General features: G+C 34.9%; 19 protein-coding genes and 1 pseudogene. 11 read left to right on the top strand and 9 right to left on the bottom strand.

Annotation, left to right across the window (positions count from 1 at the left end):
• Positions 1 to 66: 66 nt before the first annotated feature.
• The 3 genes from guaA to ACSV4D_RS15670 form a co-directional block, all read right to left on the bottom strand.
• Positions 67 to 1596, bottom strand: a complete 1530-nt coding sequence (guaA, locus tag ACSV4D_RS15680; protein WP_439229009.1) for a glutamine-hydrolyzing GMP synthase — start codon at positions 1594 to 1596, stop codon at positions 67 to 69.
• 124 nt (positions 1597 to 1720) lie between these two features.
• Positions 1721 to 2395, bottom strand: a complete 675-nt coding sequence (locus ACSV4D_RS15675) for a hypothetical protein (RefSeq protein WP_439229008.1) — start codon at positions 2393 to 2395, stop codon at positions 1721 to 1723.
• Between the two features lie 145 nt (positions 2396 to 2540).
• Entirely contained in the window at positions 2541 to 3140 is a 600-nt protein-coding gene (locus ACSV4D_RS15670; protein WP_439229007.1) for a hypothetical protein, read from the bottom strand.
• Between the two features lie 239 nt (positions 3141 to 3379).
• Here ACSV4D_RS15670 and ACSV4D_RS15665 point away from each other — a divergent pair, with 239 nt between their 5' ends.
• The 7 genes from ACSV4D_RS15665 (at position 3380) to ACSV4D_RS15635 (ending at position 9601) form a co-directional block, all read left to right on the top strand.
• Positions 3380 to 3766 (top strand): RidA family protein, encoded by a 387-nt coding sequence (locus tag ACSV4D_RS15665; protein WP_073246716.1) that lies wholly within the window; start codon positions 3380 to 3382, stop codon positions 3764 to 3766.
• A 110-nt stretch (positions 3767 to 3876) separates the two neighbouring features.
• Positions 3877 to 5124, top strand: a complete 1248-nt coding sequence (locus tag ACSV4D_RS15660) for a voltage-gated chloride channel family protein (RefSeq protein ID WP_439229006.1) — start codon at positions 3877 to 3879, stop codon at positions 5122 to 5124.
• Positions 5125 to 5193: 69 nt separating this feature from the next.
• On the top strand, positions 5194 to 6198 hold the full coding sequence (locus ACSV4D_RS15655; RefSeq protein ID WP_408082801.1) for a DHH family phosphoesterase: 1005 nt from the start codon (positions 5194 to 5196) through the stop codon (positions 6196 to 6198).
• 5 nt (positions 6199 to 6203) lie between these two features.
• Positions 6204 to 6866, top strand: coding sequence for a gliding motility-associated peptidyl-prolyl isomerase GldI (gene gldI, locus ACSV4D_RS15650; RefSeq protein WP_439229005.1), 663 nt, complete (start codon positions 6204 to 6206; stop codon positions 6864 to 6866).
• A gap of 17 nt (positions 6867 to 6883) precedes the next feature.
• Positions 6884 to 8002, top strand: coding sequence for a peptidylprolyl isomerase (locus ACSV4D_RS15645; protein ID WP_439229004.1), 1119 nt, complete (start codon positions 6884 to 6886; stop codon positions 8000 to 8002).
• Positions 8003 to 8038: 36 nt separating this feature from the next.
• Entirely contained in the window at positions 8039 to 9208 is a 1170-nt protein-coding gene (locus tag ACSV4D_RS15640; RefSeq protein ID WP_439229003.1) for a peptidylprolyl isomerase, read from the top strand.
• 171 nt (positions 9209 to 9379) lie between these two features.
• On the top strand, positions 9380 to 9601 hold the full coding sequence (locus ACSV4D_RS15635; protein WP_408082805.1) for a hypothetical protein: 222 nt from the start codon (positions 9380 to 9382) through the stop codon (positions 9599 to 9601).
• A 58-nt stretch (positions 9602 to 9659) separates the two neighbouring features.
• Here ACSV4D_RS15635 and ACSV4D_RS15630 read toward each other — a convergent pair whose 3' ends face one another.
• Complete coding sequence (locus ACSV4D_RS15630; protein ID WP_439229002.1) at positions 9660 to 10100, bottom strand: hypothetical protein; 441 nt, start codon at positions 10098 to 10100, stop codon at positions 9660 to 9662.
• Between the two features lie 276 nt (positions 10101 to 10376).
• Here ACSV4D_RS15630 and ACSV4D_RS15625 point away from each other — a divergent pair, with 276 nt between their 5' ends.
• Both ACSV4D_RS15625 and ACSV4D_RS15620 read left to right on the top strand, forming a co-directional pair.
• The gene (locus ACSV4D_RS15625) at positions 10377 to 12272 is read left to right on the top strand and encodes a heavy metal translocating P-type ATPase (RefSeq protein WP_439229000.1); all 1896 of its coding nucleotides are present in this window, start codon (positions 10377 to 10379) and stop codon (positions 12270 to 12272) included.
• Positions 12273 to 12357: 85 nt separating this feature from the next.
• Entirely contained in the window at positions 12358 to 13842 is a 1485-nt protein-coding gene (locus ACSV4D_RS15620) for a PAS domain S-box protein (RefSeq protein ID WP_439228999.1), read from the top strand.
• 47 nt (positions 13843 to 13889) lie between these two features.
• Here the strand turns inward: ACSV4D_RS15620 and ACSV4D_RS15615 are convergent, their stop codons facing one another.
• From ACSV4D_RS15615 to ACSV4D_RS15605, 3 genes are all read right to left on the bottom strand, one after another.
• Entirely contained in the window at positions 13890 to 14255 is a 366-nt protein-coding gene (locus ACSV4D_RS15615; protein WP_439228998.1) for a hypothetical protein, read from the bottom strand.
• 108 nt (positions 14256 to 14363) lie between these two features.
• The gene (locus ACSV4D_RS15610) at positions 14364 to 15542 is read right to left on the bottom strand and encodes an AIR synthase related protein (protein ID WP_439228997.1); all 1179 of its coding nucleotides are present in this window, start codon (positions 15540 to 15542) and stop codon (positions 14364 to 14366) included.
• 159 nt (positions 15543 to 15701) lie between these two features.
• Positions 15702 to 17891 (bottom strand): glutamine synthetase III family protein, encoded by a 2190-nt coding sequence (locus tag ACSV4D_RS15605; RefSeq protein WP_408082811.1) that lies wholly within the window; start codon positions 17889 to 17891, stop codon positions 15702 to 15704.
• Between the two features lie 272 nt (positions 17892 to 18163).
• Between ACSV4D_RS15605 and ACSV4D_RS15600 the strand changes: the two genes are divergently transcribed.
• Positions 18164 to 19180 carry a glutamine synthetase beta-grasp domain-containing protein gene (locus tag ACSV4D_RS15600; protein WP_408082812.1) on the top strand — a complete coding sequence of 339 codons (1017 nt, stop codon included), beginning with the start codon at positions 18164 to 18166 and terminating at the stop codon, positions 19178 to 19180.
• 137 nt (positions 19181 to 19317) lie between these two features.
• Positions 19318 to 20268 carry a TerC family protein gene (locus tag ACSV4D_RS15595; protein WP_439228996.1) on the top strand — a complete coding sequence of 317 codons (951 nt, stop codon included), beginning with the start codon at positions 19318 to 19320 and terminating at the stop codon, positions 20266 to 20268.
• Positions 20269 to 20323: 55 nt separating this feature from the next.
• Here the strand turns inward: ACSV4D_RS15595 and ACSV4D_RS15590 are convergent, their stop codons facing one another.
• Together ACSV4D_RS15590 and ACSV4D_RS15585 are read right to left on the bottom strand one after the other, a co-directional pair.
• Positions 20324 to 20839, bottom strand: a complete 516-nt coding sequence (locus tag ACSV4D_RS15590) for a hypothetical protein (RefSeq protein WP_439228995.1) — start codon at positions 20837 to 20839, stop codon at positions 20324 to 20326.
• A gap of 145 nt (positions 20840 to 20984) precedes the next feature.
• Positions 20985 to 22349 (bottom strand): annotated as a pseudogene (locus ACSV4D_RS15585) (hypothetical protein); the annotation flags it as partial.

Genomic DNA, 22349 nt, shown 5'->3' with positions numbered 1-22349 from the left:
GGCACCAAATTTTATTCTAAAATCTGATACCGTTTTTATAATAATTAAGAAACTAACAGGTCTCTATTATTCCCACTCAATTGTTGCTGGTGGTTTTGAACTAATATCATAAACAACACGATTCACCCCTTTTACCTTGTTGATAATATCATTAGATACTTTCATCAAGAAGTCATAAGGCAAATGAACCCAGTCAGCAGTCATACCATCGGTAGATTCTACAGCACGTAACGCTACTACTTTTTCGTAAGTACGTTCGTCACCCATAACCCCAACACTATTTACAGGAAGCAAAATAGCTCCTGCCTGCCATACTTTATCATACAATCCCCAGGATTTCAATCCGTCAATAAAAACTTTATCTACATCTTGCAAAATTTGTACCTTTTCTAAGGTAATATCTCCTAAAATACGAATAGACAATCCTGGTCCCGGGAAAGGATGTCTTCCTAATAATTCAGGATCAATTCCTAAAGTCGCTCCCACTCTGCGTACTTCATCTTTAAAAAGCATACGCAAAGGTTCTACCACTTTTAATTTCATATAATCCGGCAAACCACCCACATTATGGTGTGATTTGATAGTAGCCGATGGTCCTTTTACAGAAACCGATTCGATAACATCAGGATATATTGTTCCCTGAGCCAACCAGGTAACATCTTCAATTTTATGTGATTCATCATCAAAGACTTCGATAAAAGCATTTCCGATGGCTTTTCTTTTCAATTCCGGATCAGTAACTCCTGCTAAAGCATCATAAAAACGTTGCGATGCATCTACTCCTTTAACGTTTAATCCCATTCCTTCGTATTGATCCAATACACTTTGGAACTCGTTTTTACGAAGCAAACCATTATTTACAAAAATACAATACAGATTTTTACCGATTGCTTTGTTTAATAAAACTGCCGCTACAGTAGAATCTACACCTCCTGAAAGTCCAAGAACAACTTTGTCGTTTCCGATTTTTTCTTTCATTTCAGCTACAATCTCCTCAACGAAAGCATTTGGTGTAAAGTTTTGAGGAACCTCCGCAATTTTCACTAAGAAGTTCTCTAACATTTTTGAACCATCAGTAGAATGATACACTTCTGGGTGGTATTGAATAGCATAAGTAGTTTCCCCTTCAATTTTGTAAGCCGCAAATTCCACATCGTGTGTACTTGCTAATTTTACAGCATTAGTTGGTAAAGCTTTGATACTATCACTATGACTCATCCAAACCTGGCTGTTTGGAGAAACTCCCTCAAAAAACACTTCACCTTCCTTAATATAGGATAAATTAGCCCTGCCGTATTCTCTGGTGTTAGACGCAGCCACTTCACCTCCACTAAAATGAGACAAATATTGCGCTCCGTAACAAACGGCAAGCATTGGCAATTTTCCTCTAATTTGTGATAAATCAGGATGTGGAGCATCTTCTGCGCGAACAGAAAAAGGACTTCCTCCTAAAATTACGGCCTTATAACTGGATAAATCCGATGGAAAATTATTATATGGAAAAATTTCGCAGAATATATTTAATTCGCGAACTCTACGCGCAATCAGCTGAGTGTATTGCGACCCGAAATCTAAAATAAGTACGTTGTGTTGCATGGGCGCAAAATTACTTTTAAAATTTGGAATGGAAAAACGGAATTTTGAAATTTTTTATTTTTTTTATTTTCTGTTTTCACACCAGATTTCTTTTCGAAAAAAAAGCCCTAAACCAATCTTTTCATTATTCTTTTACAATAACAAATTTTCCTTTAACACCCTTATCCCAGTTGTCCCAAAACTCCGAACGAACTAAAACTCCTTTGTCATCATAGATTTTAAACTCGCAGGTATTCCCTCCCGAAGTTCCTTTACTGTAAGCTTCCATTTCAAAAGTGTTGAAACCCTCTTTTAAATCAAAAATAAACTGACCATAACTGGAGTACAATTCCTTTATATCTCCTATCATCTGGCCGTTAATTGTTGCTTTAATCAAATCCCCATCTATGTATACAAAATCACGATATTTAACAACAAAATATTTAGATTTAGTCCTGATTTCTCCAAAGTTTTTATCAATTTTTACCAAAAGACGATCATCTTCTCTCAAACCTTCTCTAATGAGTGTTTTATCCAAATCTTTCGTCATCTTCTCTTTCACCCGGTCTCCCGGATTAGCAAAATTATTGGTTTGCTCCATCGAAAAAGATTTTGTTTCTCCAATTTTATACTTAGAGCCAGAAGGCAAAACGACATCTGGTTTTTTAAAAAGATCCGGTGCTTTTATTAACGGAGCATCCGTATTTGATGGTTTGGTTTCTTTAGGTACCGGTGCTGTATTTAATGGTGCAATAGCTTTAAATTTCGCAGAACCAAACTCACTCTGAGCATAGGTATTAATCCATGTAAAACATATCATTATAAACAACAGAAACTGCTTCATATTATACCAACTTTGTTTTATTAATTACTTCCTGAATATCAACAAATATACCAAGCTTTAATTTTACAAAACAAATCTCGCAGGAACATTAAAGAAATTTTAACCTCACAGAATAAAAACCTTATTCTTTTTCTAAAATAATAGTTGCTTTGTAACCTTCTGCAATATTCCATTGATTGGATGAAAGTACATTTCCGGCATCGTCAAAGATTTTAAATTCGGCTGTATTTGGTGCAGCATAACCCTCATTAATTGCTTCAAAATCGATACGATTCACTCCTTTTTGCAATTCAATATCAAAACCTTGTTCTTCACCATTCAAAAGCACTTCCGGCTGAATGATCACATAATTCAGATACACTCTTACTTTATCTCCATCCACATAAGCTGCATCACGGTATCTCACTTTTGCAATTCCTGAAGCTACTTTAACTATCCCCAAATCCTGATCTCTTTTAGCTAATTTTTCAGCATCATATTCTTCTCTTTTTGGAACTTCATAGGTGTTTTCGGCAACATCTTCTATCACATACGATTTGATTTTATTATAATCTGCTGTAGATATTTTGACATCTTTCTTTTCTTCAGCTTTCACCTCTTTCTTTTTAATGGGTGCAGCCTTAAATGTTTTGAATTCTTCCTGAGAATAGGCTGTAGAAAGAACTCCGAACATCAAACCTAAAATAAAAACCTGACTTTTAAAACTAAAATATTGATTCATCTTTTTATAAATTTAATTATAAACTATATCCAAAAAAAACAACTTTTCTGAACTTAATCCTAATAGATAACAATAAAGTTACGATTTTATTGTAAAAACAGTCTATCAAAAAAATACAAATGCAATATTTGTTTATAGCTATGTATGTTTTTTATTTTAGTATTTTTTATAAATTGCACGACATATTCAAAACTTAAACCAGAGGCGTATTCCTCTAAAAACTAATTAAATACATTAAAATGAAAAGAGAAAACATCTTAACAGGATCGCCGTGGGAAGACAAAATGGGATATTGTCGTGCAGTACGCATAGGAAACATTATTGAAGTTTCAGGCACTGTAGCTATTGTTGATGGTGACAAAGTAAAAGCAGATGACGCTCATGCTCAAACCTTAAATATTTTAGAAAGAGTTGAAAAAGTACTAGAGGATTTAAATGCAAGCATGAAAGATGTGATTCGTACCCGTATTTTCACAACTGATGTAAGTACTTTTGAAGCAGTAGCAACCGCTCATGCAACATTTTTTAAAGACATCAAACCAACGACCGGTTTTTACGGAATTAACCAGTTAGTAGCTCCTGAATATCTTGTTGAAATTGAATTAACTGCTGTTATCGCAGAATAATTAAAATTCTAAAATCTCTCTCCGAGCGCAATAAAAGCAACTTTTAGACTACTAAAACTGCTTTTATTGCGCTCGGAGATTATAAACAAGTTCAAAGACCCTAAACAATAATGGATTTAAAAAAAACAATTTTCCTTTTTGGTAAATGGATTTTAATCTGTACTCTAATAGGCTTATTTTCCGGTTCGGCTTCTGCTTTTTTATTAGTCGCTTTAGAATGGGCAGCTCAGCTTAGAACGGATTATATCTGGCTTATTGGACTTTTGCCTATTGGCGGATTATTGATTGGAATGTTGTATCATTATTATGGTAAAGATGTTGTAAAAGGTAATAATCTTTTACTGGAAGAATACAGACTTCCTCAAAAAGTAATTCCATTCAAAATAGCTCCTTTTGTACTGATTGGAACTGTTTTTACGCATCTTTTTGGAGGATCAGCGGGGCGTGAAGGAACAGCTGTACAAATGGGAGGCGCCATTGCTGATCAATTTACAAAAATATTCGACCTTGATAATTCCGACAGAAAAACTCTTGTTATTTTAGGTATCAGTGCCGGATTTGCTTCTGTTTTTGGCACACCACTTGCTGGAGCTATTTTTGCACTTGAAGTTATTTTATCGTCTAAATTTAGTCTGAAAAGCGCCGTTTTATCATTTGTAGTGGCGTATTTTGCTTTTTATACCGTCGAACTCTGGGGCGTTCATCATACCGTTTACAGTATTCCTGTTGTACCACCGCTAACTCTTCATAATTTCCTTTGGCTTATTCCTTCATGCCTTTTATTTGGCTTAGCAGCCATGCTGTTTTCAAGAAGTACGCATTTTTGGGGCTCTTTGTTTTCAAGAATCATCTCTTATCCACCATTGAGACCTTTGATCGGAGGACTTATTTTAGCTTTGATTTTTTATTATTTCGATGCTGTCAAATTTATGGGACTAGGAGTTCCATACATCGTCGAAGCTTTTAACAAACCCAACGAATATTATGATTTTTTACTCAAAATACTATTTACCGGATTTACCTTAGGAGCCGGATTTAAAGGTGGTGAAGTAACTCCTTTATTCTTTGTAGGCGCCACTTTAGGAAGTGCTTTATCGGTTTTTATCCCTTTACCAATAGCACTTTTAGCCGGAATGGGATTTGTTGCAGTGTTTGCAGGTGCTACACACACTCCGGTTGCCTGCACCGTTATGGGCATCGAACTTTTTGGTATTGAAAGTGCCATTTTTATAGCAATTGCCTGCTTTATTGCGTACCTCGCTTCGGGTTCTGTAGGTATTTATCATTCCCAAAATGCCCGGGGAGTAAAATACCATTTATACGAAAAAATAAAAGCAGGCCGGCTAAAGTATTTTTAAGTTCTAAAAAAGAAGTTAATTTTTAAATGATTTCATAGTTTACATTAAAAAAATGTAAATTCGCAACCTATGAAAATACAAGATATACAAGCGATAGTATCCTTATTGGCTACGCCAAAAAAAATTGCTATTATTCCGCACAGAAATCCTGATGGTGATGCTATGGGCTCAACCTTAGCATTATATCATTTTTTAACAAAAAACAATCACCAGGCAACTGTAATTTCGCCCAACGAATTTCCTGATTTTTTAGCTTGGTTACCAGGTTCAGAAACAGTACAAATATTTGAAAAAAACAAAGAAAACTGTACCTGTATATTAGAACAGGCCGATATTGTTTTTACACTTGATTTTAATGCTTTTCACCGTGTTGGAGAAATGGAAAAAGTGCTGGAAGTGCTTAACACCATTTTTATAATGATTGATCATCATCAGAAACCGGATGATTATGCAACTTATATGTATTCCGATACTTCTTTTGGGTCTACCTGCGAAATGATATATAATTTTATTTCGCTTTTAGATAAAAAAGACCAAATAGACAAAACCATAGGAACTTGTATTTATACAGGAATTTTAACCGATTCCGGTTCTTTCCGATTCCCAAACACTACCGGAAACACCCATAGAATTGTAGCCGAATTAATTGATTTAGGTGTAGAAAATACTGCTATCCCTAACCTGCTTTTCGACAATAGTTCGTACCACCGCCTGCAATTACTTGGAAAAGCATTGCAAAACTTAAAAGTAATTCCGGAATACAAAACCTCTTACACTACTTTAACTCAGGAAGAATTAAATAGTTTCAATTATGTAAAAGGTGATACTGAGGGCATTGTAAACTATGGTTTAAGCATAAAGGGAATTCAGTTTACTGCTATTTTTATCGAAAACGCAGACGAAAACATTATTAAAATTTCTTTCCGTTCTCAGGGAGAGTTTGATGTAAATGAATTTGCAAGAACTTATTTTAACGGTGGCGGACATCGGAATGCTGCCGGAGGGAAATCAGAAATATCTATGGAAGAAACCATCCAAAAATTTGAAAAAATAGTACACAACTTAACCATATAAACATTATGAAAGTCATCCGAATAATTGTTGTATGTTGTCTTTTCTGCATTAGTTTTTCAGCCTGTAAACAGCATCAGGATGCAAGACGTCCCGTATCAAGAGCCTCTGGTGTTTTTATGAAAAAATCAGTAGAAAGAAATAAAAAACTAATTGCTACTGAAGAAGATCGCATTGCAGCTGTAATGAAAAAAAATCCTAATATTAGCTACTTTGCTTCTACAAAAGGCTACTGGTATACTTATGAAACAAGAAATACCTCGGATACATTAACACCTAAAAAAGGAGATGTGGCTTTTTTTAATTATGAATTAAAAGATCTTGATGGCAATATAATCTACACCGAAGTAGAATTGAGATCTCAGGTGTATCGCGTAGACAAACAGGAAATCATGACAGGATTAAGAGAAGGCATCAAACTGATGCGTAAAAATGAAAGAGTCAGTTTTCTTTTTCCTTCCCATATCGCCTATGGCTATCATGGTGATAATAAAAAAATTGGTCCTAATCAGCCTTTAATTTGCACAGTAACTTTAAATGATTTCAAACCTGAAGCTGTTTACAGGAAGGAATTAGAGCAAAATAGCTCTTTAAATTTAGACAGTATTAAAAAAAGAAAAAAAGTCATTATGAAAACCAAACCGACGGCACAAGATACCTTACAACAATAAGTTTAACATAATCTATTATGAAAAAAACCGTTTTATTTGCCTTACTTCTCCTTACAACTTTTATTTGTTGTAAAGAAGAAAATAAAAATTTAGCTGATGGTTTATATGCAAAAATTGAAACCGGTAAAGGGGATATTTATTTAGCATTAGATTACAAAAAAGCACCTATTACTGTTGCTAATTTCATTACACTTACCGAAGGAAAAAATGATTTTGTCACGAACGAACATCTTAAAGGACGTCCGTTTTATGACGGTTTAAAATTCCATCGGGTTATTAAAGGGTTTATGATACAGGCAGGAGATCCGCTGGGAACAGGCTCGGGAGATGCCGGTTATAAATTTAAAGATGAGTTTAGCGACTTAGTTTTTGACAAAGAAGGACTTTTAGCAATGGCTAATAACGGTCCTGCAACAAACAGCAGTCAGTTTTTTATCACACATGTTCCAACTCCATGGCTGGATAACAAACACACCATCTTTGGTCATGTAGTAGACAACGGAATGGAAGTTGTCAATAAAATTGAAGAAAATGATTTAATCGAGTCCATTACTATCATCCGTAAAGGAGAAGCCGCAAAAAAATTCAATGCTGTTAAAACTTTCTATGATTATTTTTCTGTTGAATCCAAAAAGCAAAAAGAGCAAATGGATCTTGAAGCAAAAAACCAACAAGAATATGAAGCTAAATATGGAAAAGTAATTGAAGAAAAAGCAGCTTATTTTGATGCTTTAAAAGCAAAAGCAACTAAAACTGCTTCGGGACTAAAATACATTATTACCCAAAAAGGAAGTGGCAAAAAGCCTGTAAAAGGCACACCTCTATTTATCCATTATGCCGGTTTTCTGGAAGACGGAAGGTTATTTGACACTTCGGTTGAAAGTGTAGCCCGTGCTTTTGGAAAATACGATCCTGCCAGAGCAGAACAAGGCGGTTACCAACCCATTCCTTTTCAGGCAGGAAGAAAAGACGGTTTGATACCAGGTTTTATAGAAGGACTTACTAAAATGGTTCCGGGAGACAAAGCCGTTTTATTTATCCCTTCCCATCTGGCTTACGGAGCCGGAGGTGCCGGCGATATTATACCTCCATATGCAAATCTGACTTTCGAAATAGAGTTAATGTCGGCCAATTAATCCCTGTAAAAAAACTATTAGCATAAATTATACCCAATGAAACTGAAATTATTATTTTTAGCCTTTTTTGCTTTAGCAAATCTACAGGCACAGGAAACTACCAAAAAACTGGTTAACAAAAAAACTGAAAAAGCCAAACCTATTAAACAAGACGGTATTTTTGCAACAATAAACACTAATAAAGGAGCTATAATTCTGGAATTAGATTTTCAAAAAACACCTGTTACAGTAGCCAATTTTATTAGTCTGGCGCAAGGCAAAAATGAATTTGTAACTGATAAGAAATCAAAAGGCAAACCTTTCTTTGATGGTTTAAAATTTCACCGTGTTATTAGTGATTTCATGATTCAGGGTGGTGATCCGCAAGGAACTGGCGCCGGAGGACCCGGTTATTCTTTTAAAGACGAATTTATATCTGAATTAAAATTTGATAAAGGCGGAATACTCGCAATGGCCAATTCAGGTCCGAAAACAAACGGAAGCCAATTTTTTATCACACACAAAGATACGCCATGGCTTAACGGAAAACATACTATTTTTGGTCATGTTATTGAAGGAATGGATGTAGTCAACAGTATTACTCAGGATGACGTTATTAAAAATATCACTATTACTCAAAAAGGGAAATTAGCCAAGAAATTTAAAGCCGAAAAAGTATTTGCTGATTATTACAACAATAAAGACGAAGAAGAAAGAAAAGAAGCAGAAGCTAAAGCCGAGGCCGAGAAAATACAGAAAGAAAAAATGGCCGCTTTAACGGCTGAGAAAGCCGCTTTTTTTGCTAATTTAAAAACAACGGCAACCACTACTCCATCTGGTTTGGCTTATAAAATAACCAAAAAAGAAGCAGGCGTTAAACCCACACCCGGCAGTACTATATATTTTCATTATTCAGGCTTTTTAGAAGACGGAAAATTATTTGACAGCAGCCGCGAAGAAGTGGCAAAAGCATATAATCAATATAACGAAATGAGAGCCGTGCAGGGCGGTTATAAACCTTTTCCTTTTGAAGCAGGCAAAAAAGACGGTATGATTCCGGGATTCATTGAAGCAATAGATTTGCTTTCTTTTGGAGATAGAATTACTGCTTTTATCCCTGCCGGATTAGCTTATGGAGAAAGTGGTGCCGGCGGAGTGATACCACCTAATGCCACACTAATTTTTGAAATAGAAATTTTTGACAAACAAACAGAAATAACAAAATAACTTTCGAATTATAAAAAATTAAGTCCGGTTTGTAAATGCAAAGCGGACTTTTTTTATGGAAATGATTGAAAATCGCTTTTTAATTTCATCAAACAAGTAACTAAACCGTTTTCTGCTATTGCTGTCTTTATTTTTTTTATTATATTAGATAAATTCAAAAAACATAAAATTATGAATCTATCCAAAATTATTGCAGTCGTATTAATCATTCTTAGTTTATTCATAGGTTATATAGGAATAAATAAAATACAGGAAAACACTAATGAGATTAATTTTCTGGGTATAAAAATTGAAGCTTCTGATGAGTCGGGACAACAAAAAGGGTATTTATATGTTGGCTTTGCAGTATTACTTTTAGGAGGTGGTTTATATAGCCTGAATAAATCAAAATAACTAAAAAAACCCTTTCAATCTAAAAAATGAAAGGGTTCGTTTTTTATTAAAGGTATATTTATTTTTTTTCAAATTTCCAGTCAAATTCGTCTTTATCATTGATAATTGCACCTACTTCAACTTTGACAACTTCATTAAATTCGGTTTGAAATAACAACCAATGGTTTTCATCAAAATAGTTTTCAAAAGTATCAAATTCTTCCTGAGCGAATTTTGTAATACCTTTCGGTGCTAAATCTTTTTTCACGTCTTTGATATTTCTGCCTATAACTTTGTTGCCAAATAATTCTAAATCAGCAGCCGAAGCTACGATGTAACCCATTTTAAAATCTTCGTCTTTGTAAAAAGTCAGACGCATTTTGAATTTATTATATACAAAAATTATATTATCATCTTCGTCTTTATAATTTCTGTCAGGTTTTCCATAAACGGCTTCCACATCTTTTTGCTTCATACCGAAAATGAGTTTATCAATTCCGTTTTTAAGGTTTATTTTCATTATTTCGTATTTTGTACAAATGTCGCAAACTTTTTCTTTTATTACACATTTCCCGTGAAGCAATATTATATAATCTTAAGGTTTTATTAAAGATAAAGGCGGTAACATAAATTTTCAGTAAATTAGTAAATAAAGACATTAGATGAAATGCCCCAAAATGGTTTCATCTAATTGTTTTAAAAGATGGTCAATCTAATACCATTGGCAATTTTGCGCTAAAATTCGAAGAAAATAAATATTATTTCCAAACTTACTTTCGAATAAAAAATGTGTCCTATGAATTTACCTTTAAAAGATAAAAAGTTTATTTTTTTACTCCTGTGTGTTACCATTGTAATCATTCTTGAAATATTATCCCTTCTGGGAATCCATTTGCCTATGCCCTACGAGCCATTTGTCTTTAGTGCTTTCATAATTATAATTGGTCATGAGGTCATCCTTAAAGGATTACAATCACTATTAAAACTAAATTTTAGCAGTATTAATTTACTGATGACTATTGCAGTAATCGCCGCGCTTTATCTGGGGCAATATCCTGAAGCAGCCGTTGTGATTGTATTGTATGTTTTAGGTGAACGTCTGGAAGATATTGGGCTGGAAAACTCAAAATCTGCTCTTAATAAATTAATCAAAAGCATTCCTAAAACTGCATTTGTAAAAACAGAAAATAAGGAAATACCTATTGAAGAAATTGAAACAGGAAGCATTATCCAGATTAAAGCCGGGGAAATTATTCCACTAGATGGAGAAATTACCTGGGGAACAAGTTTAATCGATGAATCAGCGATAACAGGCGAACCCATAGCCAAAGATAAACAACCGGGTGATACTGTTTTTGCAGGAACACTCAATAGCAATGGTTTTATTGAAATCAAAACCACTAAACGTTCTACGGATACTACTTTTGCCAAGATTATCCAACTTACTTTTGAATCCGGAGCTGCAAGAAGTGAAACTCAAAAATTTATTCAGCGTTTTTCAAAACTCTATACACCTATTGTTATCGGAATAGCCCTTTTAATTTTTATTATTCCTGTATTTCTGCTTCAATTAGATTTTGATCATTGGCTTCAACAGGCCGTAACACTTTTAGTAATTGCCTGTCCCTGTGCATTAGTCATCTCTACACCGGTGGCCATTTATGCTGCTATTGGGAATGCCTCCGCAAAAGGTGCTCTGGTCAAAGGAGGGAAATATATCGAAGCCTTAGCGGATATCCAGGCTGTTGCCATGGATAAAACCAGAACAATTACTTATGGAAATCCTGTAGTTTCAGATGTTTTTCCACTGGTGGGAACCAGCCGTCAGGAATTACTTTCCTGTGCTGCCGGAGCTGAATTATTTTCAGAGCATCCATTGGCGCAAGCCATCATCAAAGCTACCAGAGAAGAAGGTTTTCAGCCTCAGACAGCAAAAGATTTTAAAACCGTCATTGGAAAAGGAGCTATTGCAAAAATGGAAGCCTGTCGCACAGATACGGTAATGATTGGCAAATTAGATTTTATCCGGGAATACAATACTATATCTGAAGAAGTAGAGTCTATTGTAGCTAAATTATCCGGTGAAGGCAAAACAAGTGTAGTTATTAGTTTTGGCAAAGAAGTGAACGGCATTATCGGATTAACCGATGAAATTAAACCGGATAGTTATGATGCTATTAAACAATTACAGGAACAAAACATCTCGGTTATTATGCTTACCGGCGACAGTGAAAAAGCGGCACATTATGTAGCCCGAAAAGTAGGGATTACAAAAACTTTTGGCGGTTTACTACCTGAACAAAAATCAGAAGAAATAAAAGCATTATTGCAGCAGTATGATAAAATTGCGATGGTAGGAGACGGCATTAATGATGCGCCTGCACTAGCATTGAGCACCGTAGGAATCGCCATGGGAGCCGCAGGAAGTGATACCGCAATAGAAACTGCTAATATTGCTTTAATGAATGATCAGCTTTCCTTAATTCCATTCCTTGTGAGGCTGGGTAAAAAGACAATAAAGCAAATAAAAATCAATACGTTTGGTGCTATTATAACAAAACTGATATTTATTTTACTGGCTGTTTTTGGATACAGTAATTTAGTACTGGCCATTGCAGCTGATGTAGGCGTAACTCTGATTGTCATTATATTCAGTTTAAATTTAATGCGATTTGAAAAAGTAAAGCCATGAGACTTTTGCTGAAATTACAAAGCAAAAACCGGGAATCAGAATAATATTTGTTAACTTCATAAAACCAAATAAAAATTATTTCATCATGAACATTTCACTTGAAAAAAAAATATTTCCTGGTTTTATTATTAATCTGTTAGTTGTCATAACAGCCGCATTTATATTTCTGATGCGATTAGATCCTGACCGGGATACTACAATGGACTCTAAACTGGAAGTAATAGAAATAATACTGTTTATACTTTCTGCGTTTTTATTAATTGTAGTTTATTTTATTATCAGAGCACAATTAAAAGCTAAGGAAACAGTACAAAAAAGACTGGAAGAAAACCAACAATTACTACAATCTATTATTGATAATACTTCGAATCCTATTTTTATAAAAAAACTAAATGGGGAATACTTATTAGTCAACAAACATTTTGACACATTATTCGGAACTGAAAACGATAAGATTATCGGAAAAACAGACCTTGATTTCTTACCAAAAGAAACTGCCGAAATTTACCGGAATTCTGATTTAGAAGTAGCAAAAAAATTAGTCGAATTAAAATCCGAAGAAACCATCCAGGAAAAAGACGGTCCTCATACCTATCTGGCTGTAAAATTCCCGTTGTTTGATGCTAAAGGAAGAATCTATGCAATCGGGGGGATTTCTACTGATATCACGGAAAGAAAAAAACTGGAGGATTCTTTAAAAGCCACCGATGCTTTTTTCAATATGTCTTTTGATATTTTTACCGTTGCTAAAAACAATCATTTTATCAAAATAAATGCTGCCTTTACAAATACACTGGGATACACTCAAAAAGACATGGATGAGATAAAATTTATAGATCTCACACATCCGGATGACCGTTCAGTTTCAGATGAAGTATTTTCCAAAATAAAAAAAGGCAACACGGTTATCAGTTTTAAAAACAGAATCCGACACAAAGACGGTAGCTACCGATGGCTGGACTGGAACAGCAGTATTGATCTCAAAGAAGGAATTATTTATTCTGCAGCCAGAGATATCACTGAAAAAGTGAAGTTGGAACAGGAACAGCAAAAAGCCGTAGATGAATTGTCTGAAAATGAAGAAAAATTACGGGTTATAGTTGAAAATATTGGCGAAGGAGTTATAGTAGCTAATGCGGATAAAAAAGTAATTCTGGCTAATTATATGGCAAATGATATTTTTGGCATTGAAGAAGATGATAAAATTTCGACTGATTTAACAGCCCATTTTGAACTCTATTTCCCCGATGAGAAAACCATATTCCCTGCACAAAATTTACCTATGGAACGTGCATTTAATGGTGAAATCACTGACGATGTAGATTTAGTACTCTGGGACCCTGATTCCCGTGAAAAAAGAAGAGTGCTCATTAGTGGACGTCCTTTGATTGATCAGGACAATAAAGTGATTGCAGCGGTAATAACCATTAAAGATATTAGCAAATACAAAAAAATGGAGGAAGAACTTGAAGAAACTGAAACCAAATACCGTAAATTGATTGGTTTTAAAAACACTCCTAAGCAAAATAAAGAAGAAGAGAACGATACAAACGACACCACTAAAAAGTGATAAAAACAAAAAAAAGCGTTAAGTTTAAATCTTAACGCTTTTGTATTTTACTCTTCCTCTTCGTACATTTCGTCGTAACGGACAGGAATTTGAGGGTCAAAAAGAGGACATTTGAATTCTTCCATAATATCTACTAATTTATCCATGGTTTTTCCGGATGTTCCGTAACAATCTATTTCAACCGTCTGAGCCGTAGTTTTTACCTGAAAAGCACCTACTCCGTCATTATTTTTCCAGCTATTCTCATCTACTCGTTCCCATTTGGAAAAAACAGAAGCAATTCGGTTCATAATAACAGATACAGGAAGTTCTTCTAATCCATCAATGGTTTCCTGTTCACCAATAGCTTCATAGACCTCCTGATGATTCAGATAAACTTCTTCTAAATATTTCCAAAAAACTAATTCGTACATGTTGTTAAAGTTTCTGAGTCTCTAAGATTCTGAAGTACTGAGATACTTTATAAACTGAAATATGAAATCTCAGTAACTTAGCGTCTTAGTTTCTTAGCAACTCCCTAATTAATATTCAAAAGTTCCGTATTCGCTGACAATAGTCAGCTTTTTACTATCCGAAGCTTCAACACGACCAACAATTTGAGCGTTCACGTTGAATGATTTTGAAATAGCAATTATATCCTGTGCTACGGCTTCTGGAACATAAATTTCCATACGGTGTCCACAGTTAAAAACCTGATACATTTCTTTCCAGTCTGTTTTTGACTGCTCCTGAATTAATTGGAACAAAGGTGGAACTGTGAACAAATTATCTTTTATAATATGTAAATTTTCTACAAAATGTAAAATCTTAGTCTGGGCACCACCGCTACAGTGAACCATACCGTGAATTTCATCAGACGAATATTGGTCTAAAATTTTCTTGATAATTGGAGCATAAGTACGCGTTGGAGAAAGCACTAATTTTCCGGCATCGATTGGAGAATTTTCTACTGCATCAGTTAATTTTACCTGACCGGAATAAATTAATTCTTCAGGAACAGCAGCATCGTAACTTTCAGGGTATTTTGTTGCCAAATATTTCCCAAAAACATCATGACGAGCGGATGTTAATCCATTACTTCCCATTCCGCCATTATAGCTTTTTTCATAAGAAGCCTGCCCGAAAGATTCCAATCCAACGATGACATCACCAGCCTGAATATTAGCATTATCAATTACTTTAGAACGTTTCATTCGGGCTGTAACAGTAGAATCGACAATAATAGTTCGAACTATATCACCCACATCGGCAGTTTCACCACCTGTTGAATGAATGCTCACACCAAATGAAGCCAACTCCTGAATTAACTCTTCGGTTCCGTTGATAATAGCCGAAATTACTTCAGCAGGAATTAGGTTTTTATTTCTTCCGATAGTTGAAGAAAGCAAAATATTATCGGTTGCCCCTACACACAATAAATCATCAATATTCATAATCAATGCATCCTGAGCAATACCTTTCCAGACAGAAATATCTCCTGTCTCTTTCCAGTACATATAAGCCAGCGAGGATTTAGTTCCAGCTCCGTCGGCATGCATAATCAGACAATATTCTTCGTCTTGGGTTAGATAATCAGGAACAATTTTGCAAAATGCCTGAGGAAACAATCCTTTATCTATATTTTTTATAGCATTATGTACATCTTCTTTAGATGCCGAAACACCTCTTTGTGCATATCTTTTTGAAGTATCTGAACTCATGAATTGTAATTGTGTAGTTGCATTAAGGCAACTTGGTTTTGCGGCAAAGATAATTATTTTTTTAGAAGTTAAAGGAGGAAAAGTTAGGTGTTAAGAGTTATGTCTTAAGAGTTGCTTCTCATTACCCATGACACTTAACGCCTAACCTCTAACTTCTATTTATTTCGTAAACAACAACTCTCTGTATTTAGTTAAGGTCCACAACTCATTATCTACTAATAATTCTAATTTATCGCAGTGGTTTCTAATAATTTCAAAATACGGTTTTACTTTATTACAATAAGCTTCTGCCGTTTTTTGAGCATTGTTAAGCATATTAGCTTTCTTTCTTTCATTTCGCATTTCTTCCACTTTAGCATTAATGCCTTCGATATGAAGTGAAATTTCTTTAATCAGACCTATTTGTTCTTTAGCTATAGATTCAAATTCATTGCCAAAAATATCTTTCAGACCTTTTACATTTTCAATCAAAGTATTTTGATAACGAATAGCCGTTGGAATCACATGATTTTTAGAAATATCACCTAAGACTCTGCTTTCAATTTGGATTTTCTTAGTGTATTCTTCTAATTCAATTTCGTAACGCGCTTCTACTTCCACATGATTCATAATTCCTAATTCAGAAAACAAATCCAAGGCTCGTTTTGATGCTCTGGCTTTTAAAGCTTCGGGAGTAGTTTTAAAATTACTCAATCCTCTTTTCTTAGCCTCTTTTTCCCAGGCTTCACTATAGCCGTCACCTTCAAAAAGAATATCTTTAGAAACCTTGATATATTCTCTTAAAACATTAAAGATTGCATCGTCTTTTTTCATTGCTTTCGAATCAATCAAAGCATCAACTTCTACTTTAAAATCTCGTAATTGCTTAGCAACGATAGTATTTAAAGTAGTCATTGCATTGGAACAGTTTGCTGAAGAACCCACTGCTCTAAACTCAAATTTATTTCCGGTAAAAGCAAAAGGTGATGTTCTGTTTCTGTCTGTATTATCCAGAATTACTTCCGGAATTTTCCCAACTACATTGAGTTTCAAATCGGTTTTCTCCTCAGGGGATAATTTCCCTCTGGTCACACTTTCTAATTCGGCTAAAACCTTGGTTAGCTGTTCTCCAATAAATACCGAAATAATGGCCGGTGGCGCTTCATTAGCTCCTAAGCGGTGATCATTACTTGCCGTTGCAATCGATGCACGAAGTAATTCTTCATAATCATTTACCGCTTTAATTGTATTAATAAAGAAAGTCAGAAATTGCAAATTACTCATTGGGGTTTTACTTGGACTCAAAAGATTGACTCCGGTATCTGTTGCCAATGACCAGTTGTTGTGCTTCCCGGAACCGTTTACCCCTTTAAAAGGTTTTTCATGCAAAAGCACTTTGAAGTCATGGCGTTCAGCCACTTTTTGCATAATATCCATCAAGAGACAGTTGTGATCTACCGCTAAATTGGTTTCTTCAAAAATAGGGGCCAACTCAAATTGATTAGGAGCCACCTCATTATGACGGGTTTTTACCGGAATTCCAAGCAGCATACATTCCTGTTCCAAATCACGCATATAAGTCAAAGCCCGTGTAGGAATCGACCCAAAATAATGATCATCAAGCTGCTGCCCTTTAGCTGAAGTATGTCCTAACAATGTTCTTCCGGTCATCATCAAATCAGGACGGGAATGCGCTAAGGCTTTATCTACCAGGAAATATTCTTGCTCCCAACCCAAAGTTGCGGTAACTTTTTTTACATTTTTATCAAAATAACGACAGACTTCAGTAGCTGCCTCATCCATAGCTGCTAGAGCTCTTAATAAAGGAATTTTATTATCTAAAGCCTCACCTGTATAAGAAATAAAAACTGTTGGAATACACAATGTTGTACCATAAATAAACGCAGGAGAGGTTGGATCCCAGGCAGTATAACCTCGGGCTTCAAATGTATTTCTGATTCCGCCGTTAGGGAAACTCGAAGCATCCGGTTCCTGTTGTACTAATTGAGCTCCGCCAAACTTTTCTACAGGATCACTACCATCAAAAGAAGTTTCAAAAAAAGCATCATGTTTTTCAGCTGTTGTGCCGGTTAAAGGCTGAAACCAGTGGGTATAATGAGTAACTCCTTTGGCAAGTGCCCATTCTTTCATACCCATAGCAATATAATCTGCCAGCTTTCTGTCTATTTTTGTACCACTTTCAATAGCTCCCTGTACCGCTTTAAATGCATCCGAAGTCAAATATTGCTTCATTGCTTTTTCATTAAATACATTTGAGCCAAAAATGCTTGACTTTCTGTTTGTTTCTTCAAAATGTACTGCTTTTCTATTAGAAGCTTCTTGTAGCGCTTGAAAACGTATTGTTGACATCAGGAGTGTTTTTTAAACTGTTAATAATCAATTTATAATTAAAAAACACAAAGATAAAGAAAGTTGAACTAAAAAAAGAAGGATGAGCCATTATCAAATTATATTTTATTTAGTATCAAAATTGCTTTTTTTTGAATATACCCCCCACCAAAATATAGTAATGTGAAAAATAACATTCATTCAAACAAAAGATACCCCAGGGTTTTCAGCACTAAAAAAATTATTATATATTTGCACCTCAGTTAAAATAAAGAAAATTAATTTATATTATTATGGCAAAAATAAAGTTAGAGTACCTTTGGTTAGATGGATACGAACCAACTCAAAATCTTAGAAGCAAAACTAAAGTTGAAGAGCATGAAAATTTTCAGGGAACTTTAGAAGAAATTGGTAACTGGTCTTTTGACGGTTCTTCTACAAGACAAGCTGAAGGTGGTTCTTCTGATTGTCTTTTAGTACCAGTTGCTATCTATCCGGATCCAGACCGCATCAACGGATACTTAGTTATGTGTGAGGTTATGAATGCTGACGGAACTCCACACCCATCTAACGGTAGAGCTACAATTGATGATGACAATGATGATTTCTGGTTTGGTTTCGAACAGGAATATTTCATCATGGATACTAAAACTTTATTACCATTAGGTTTCCCTGTTGGAGGATATCCTGCTCCACAAGGAATGTACTACTGCTCTGTAGGTGGAAAAAACACTCACGGTAGAAAATTAGTTGAAGAGCATGCTGATTTATGTATCGCTGCAGGAATCAACTTTGAAGGAATCAACCAGGAGGTTGCTTGCGGACAATGGGAATTCCAATTATTTGCAAAAGGAGCTAAAAAAGCAGGTGATGAAATCTGGGTTGCAAGATATTTATTAGACCGTTTGACTGAGAAATATGGTTACTATATTGAATACCACCCAAAACCACTAGGTGATACTGACTGGAATGGTTCTGGTATGCACGCTAACTTCTCTAACGAAGTATTAAGAACATGTGGTTCTCAGGAAGTTTACGAAAAAATCTGTGAGGCTTTCCGTCCTGTAACTAAAGAACACATTGCTGTTTACGGAGCTTACAACGACCAACGTTTAACAGGTAAACACGAAACTGCTTCTATCAACGATTTCTCTTACGGAGTATCAGACAGAGGATGTTCTATCCGTATTCCTTTAATGACTGTTCAAAAAGGATGGAAAGGATGGTTAGAAGACAGAAGACCAGCTTCTAACGGTGATCCATACAAAATTGCTGCAAGAATTATCAAAACAGTTAAATCTGCATTGTAATAATTTCTTCTTTATAAAACTAAAGTGCCTTCAGAAATGGAGGCACTTTTTTTATTAATCAATAAACAGATTAACAAAGAATAAACACATAATAGAGTTCAAAAAATTATCTTTGTAAATCATCAAAAAAAATTTCTATGCTAGTCTGGATTTGTTTTTTAACAGCAATTTTAATATTTCTGGCACTTGACCTTGGAGTATTCAACAAAACGCCTCATGTAATTAGTTCTAAAGAAGCCGGAAAATGGACCGGAATCTGGGTTTCCTTATCTTTCCTTTTTTCAGGTGTTGTGTATTGGTTATACCAAAATCATTATATAGAAAATCCGGATCATCTGAAACCGATGGCTGCCACAATGAAGTACATAACCGGCTACCTGATCGAACTCTCTTTAAGTATCGATAATATATTTGTAATTGCTATTATATTTTCTTCATTCAGAATACCTAAAAAATACCAGCATCGTGTCTTATTTTGGGGAATCATTGGCGCTATCCTTTTTAGAGGTCTTATGATTTATTTTGGTGTTATGATTATCAACAAATTTGCCTGGACGACTTATTTGTTTGGTGCTTTCCTGATTTACACAGCTATCAAAATGTTTTTCACAAAAGAAGACCATGAATACAATCCGCACAACTCACCAATATACAAATACTTAAGAAAACTCACCCCAATCACAACAAAAATTGAAGGAGAGCATTTTTTTGTTAAAATCGACAACATTAATACCGCTACGCCGTTATTTGTAGCTTTGATTCTTATTGAGGTAATGGATGTTCTTTTTGCATTAGACAGCGTACCGGCTATCTTAGCCATTACTTCCGATCCTTTTTTGGTATTTAGTTCGAATATTTTTGCCATTTTAGGACTACGTTCTATGTACTTCTTCTTAGCAAATATGCTGGAAAAATTCAGTTATTTAGAATATAGCTTAATTGCTATTTTAACCTTTGTGGGTTTAAAAATGATACTTCATAAATTTATACACCTGCCGGAATGGGCTTCTTTAGCATTTATTGCAATTGCTCTGCTGTCGGGGATTATTGCTTCGATTCGAAAAGAAAAACGCAACAAAAAAGTATAACACAAAAAAAAGGAAATCCGAAAGATTTCCTTTTTTTATGCGTTAAATTAAGCTCTTACAATTTGACTTTTTTAACCTGATTTTCAGACAGTTTTAAGGTATTCATCACTTCATTATAATTAGTTGTATCTAATGAAGTTGCAAAAACTGCAGGAATTATAACAACTCTAAAAGTTTGATTATTTAAATATTGAGGCGTTAAATTCAAATTATAATTACCTCCGGCAAAAATTTTAAATCCGATTGGGCTAAAATTATAATCATAATCAAGCTCTCCTTCATCAAGATAAAGCGTTCTTGGTATCAACTGCCATACCGGAGCACCTGAATTAAGAACATCCTCAAGCCTGTAAATCAGAACCGTTTCATCATCATACAAATCGTCTCCAATCCATTGTTGAAAAGTATAACTTAAGTTATAACCATCAACATTATTAAATACAAAATCCTCACTTTCAATTTCAAAAACTAATGGAATAGCATCATTATCTTCATCAAAATCATCTGAAGATGAACAAGCAGAAAAAGCCAAAAGGCCAACAAAGGCAAAAAGTGTTATTATTTTTTTCATGATATTTTTTTTTTTATGATTAAGATATGTAATTTAATTCATTAATTGTGCCAAAATTTAATTTACAAACAACTTTTCTCTTTTACCAATAAAAAAAGTACCCGTTACACAAACGGGTACTCCTTTAATTTAAATTTATTAGTAACTATTTAGCAGCAGATATTACATCATGAACTGTAGATCCCTCGCTAGTTGTTAATCTTATATAGAAAACCTGTTGTTGTTCGCTATTAAAATTATAATCTACTGTAATTATTGTACCATTAGTACATTGAGCTTCTGTTTTAGTATAAACCAATTGATTTTTACTATTAAACACTTCAATAGTAACACCGGAAGTATAATCAAAAGTACATTGTACTGACAATTGCCCCTCAATTGGAACAGGGTAAGCAATAAAACCGGCAGCTTCAATTGTTTTAGCTGTTAAGTCAGACGCAACGGGCTCAATTACCGGACACTCTAATGGCTGAATACCATAACCCATTGGTATCCTGCAACCATCAAAAGCATTATTGATTTTATCAACCGCATCTGCAATAGCACTTAACGATACTCCATTAGTGCTTCCGCCACCTAAAGCCTGATTTGCTAAGGCAAATAATCCCTGAACAGTAGCATTACCGCCTAAAGCAGTTACAATATTAGCAGGAATACTATAAAATTCATATTCATTATTTACTGTACCATCAGGATTACAAGAACGTGCTTTGGCGGTATCAGATCCGCAACCTCCTTCAGAATCTGCGGTTGCAAAAGTTCCAGCCTGTAGTTCAAAGTTACCCAAATTCGAATTGATTCCTAAGTTCAAACCTAAAACAATAGTTTGCGCTAATAAAGTATTATTAATGTTTCCATCTCTCAACAAACTTTGAGGAAGATTACTTATTGAATGCAATCCATTATTAGGTCCGGTAGGAAGCACTTTACTCATGCCACCACCTGGCAACACCGCTATAACTGCATCAATATCTGTCATCGTATTCATGACTGAAACATGGCGAACATCTTTTATACCAATATACATAGCGCCTCCATAATTAGCCAAGGCTTTTTCGATAAGCGATTTGGTTGTATAACTCGCAAATCCACCTAATCCATCAGGAGCACAAGACATACCACCAATGTTTCCATAGTAACCTTGGGTATAAGTACATAATGCATCGGAACAAACCTGAACAGTTACCATGACATCATCAGTAGCTGTACAACCATTAGCCGGATTAGTAACGGTTAAAGTATAAGTACCGGCAGTATTAACAGTTGGAGTCGCTGTATCAGCACCTGAAACAATATTACCTCCATTGCTGGCTACCCAGGCAAACGTAGCTCCTGGAGTAGTCGAAGACCCTGAAAGCAATACAGTACTTGTACCGCATAAGATAAGCCCATCATTTCCTGCATTAGCATTTGGTAACACTTTATTCACTGTCACAGTTACTTCGTCAGTATCACTACAACCGGAAGCAATATGCGTTTTAGTTACGGTATAAGTAGTTGTCACCAGTGG

This window comes from Flavobacterium sp. ARAG 55.4 (genome assembly GCF_051846875.1).
GTDB classification, from domain to species: domain Bacteria; phylum Bacteroidota; class Bacteroidia; order Flavobacteriales; family Flavobacteriaceae; genus Flavobacterium; species Flavobacterium plantiphilum.
This window is presented reverse-complemented; position numbering and strand designations above follow the sequence as displayed.

Excerpts from the sequence above, each read along its gene's own strand:
- ACSV4D_RS15655 (WP_408082801.1), top strand. The coding sequence starts at position 5,194 with ATGAAAATACAAGATATACAAGCGATAGTATCCTTATTGGCTACGCCA.
- ACSV4D_RS15610 (WP_439228997.1), bottom strand. The coding sequence starts at position 15,542 with ATGAGTTCAGATACTTCAAAAAGATATGCACAAAGAGGTGTTTCGGCA.
- ACSV4D_RS15660 (WP_439229006.1), top strand. The coding sequence starts at position 3,877 with ATGGATTTAAAAAAAACAATTTTCCTTTTTGGTAAATGGATTTTAATC.
- ACSV4D_RS15605 (WP_408082811.1), bottom strand. The coding sequence starts at position 17,891 with ATGTCAACAATACGTTTTCAAGCGCTACAAGAAGCTTCTAATAGAAAA.
- ACSV4D_RS15635 (WP_408082805.1), top strand. The coding sequence starts at position 9,380 with ATGAATCTATCCAAAATTATTGCAGTCGTATTAATCATTCTTAGTTTA.
- ACSV4D_RS15645 (WP_439229004.1), top strand. The coding sequence starts at position 6,884 with ATGAAAAAAACCGTTTTATTTGCCTTACTTCTCCTTACAACTTTTATT.
- ACSV4D_RS15600 (WP_408082812.1), top strand. The coding sequence starts at position 18,164 with ATGGCAAAAATAAAGTTAGAGTACCTTTGGTTAGATGGATACGAACCA.
- ACSV4D_RS15615 (WP_439228998.1), bottom strand. The coding sequence starts at position 14,255 with ATGTACGAATTAGTTTTTTGGAAATATTTAGAAGAAGTTTATCTGAAT.
- ACSV4D_RS15630 (WP_439229002.1), bottom strand. The coding sequence starts at position 10,100 with ATGAAAATAAACCTTAAAAACGGAATTGATAAACTCATTTTCGGTATG.
- ACSV4D_RS15670 (WP_439229007.1), bottom strand. The coding sequence starts at position 3,140 with ATGAATCAATATTTTAGTTTTAAAAGTCAGGTTTTTATTTTAGGTTTG.
- ACSV4D_RS15640 (WP_439229003.1), top strand. The coding sequence starts at position 8,039 with ATGAAACTGAAATTATTATTTTTAGCCTTTTTTGCTTTAGCAAATCTA.
- ACSV4D_RS15665 (WP_073246716.1), top strand. The coding sequence starts at position 3,380 with ATGAAAAGAGAAAACATCTTAACAGGATCGCCGTGGGAAGACAAAATG.
- ACSV4D_RS15595 (WP_439228996.1), top strand. The coding sequence starts at position 19,318 with ATGCTAGTCTGGATTTGTTTTTTAACAGCAATTTTAATATTTCTGGCA.
- gldI (WP_439229005.1), top strand. The coding sequence starts at position 6,204 with ATGAAAGTCATCCGAATAATTGTTGTATGTTGTCTTTTCTGCATTAGT.
- ACSV4D_RS15625 (WP_439229000.1), top strand. The coding sequence starts at position 10,377 with ATGAATTTACCTTTAAAAGATAAAAAGTTTATTTTTTTACTCCTGTGT.
- ACSV4D_RS15675 (WP_439229008.1), bottom strand. The coding sequence starts at position 2,395 with ATGATATGTTTTACATGGATTAATACCTATGCTCAGAGTGAGTTTGGT.
- guaA (WP_439229009.1), bottom strand. The coding sequence starts at position 1,596 with ATGCAACACAACGTACTTATTTTAGATTTCGGGTCGCAATACACTCAG.
- ACSV4D_RS15620 (WP_439228999.1), top strand. The coding sequence starts at position 12,358 with ATGAACATTTCACTTGAAAAAAAAATATTTCCTGGTTTTATTATTAAT.
- ACSV4D_RS15590 (WP_439228995.1), bottom strand. The coding sequence starts at position 20,839 with ATGAAAAAAATAATAACACTTTTTGCCTTTGTTGGCCTTTTGGCTTTT.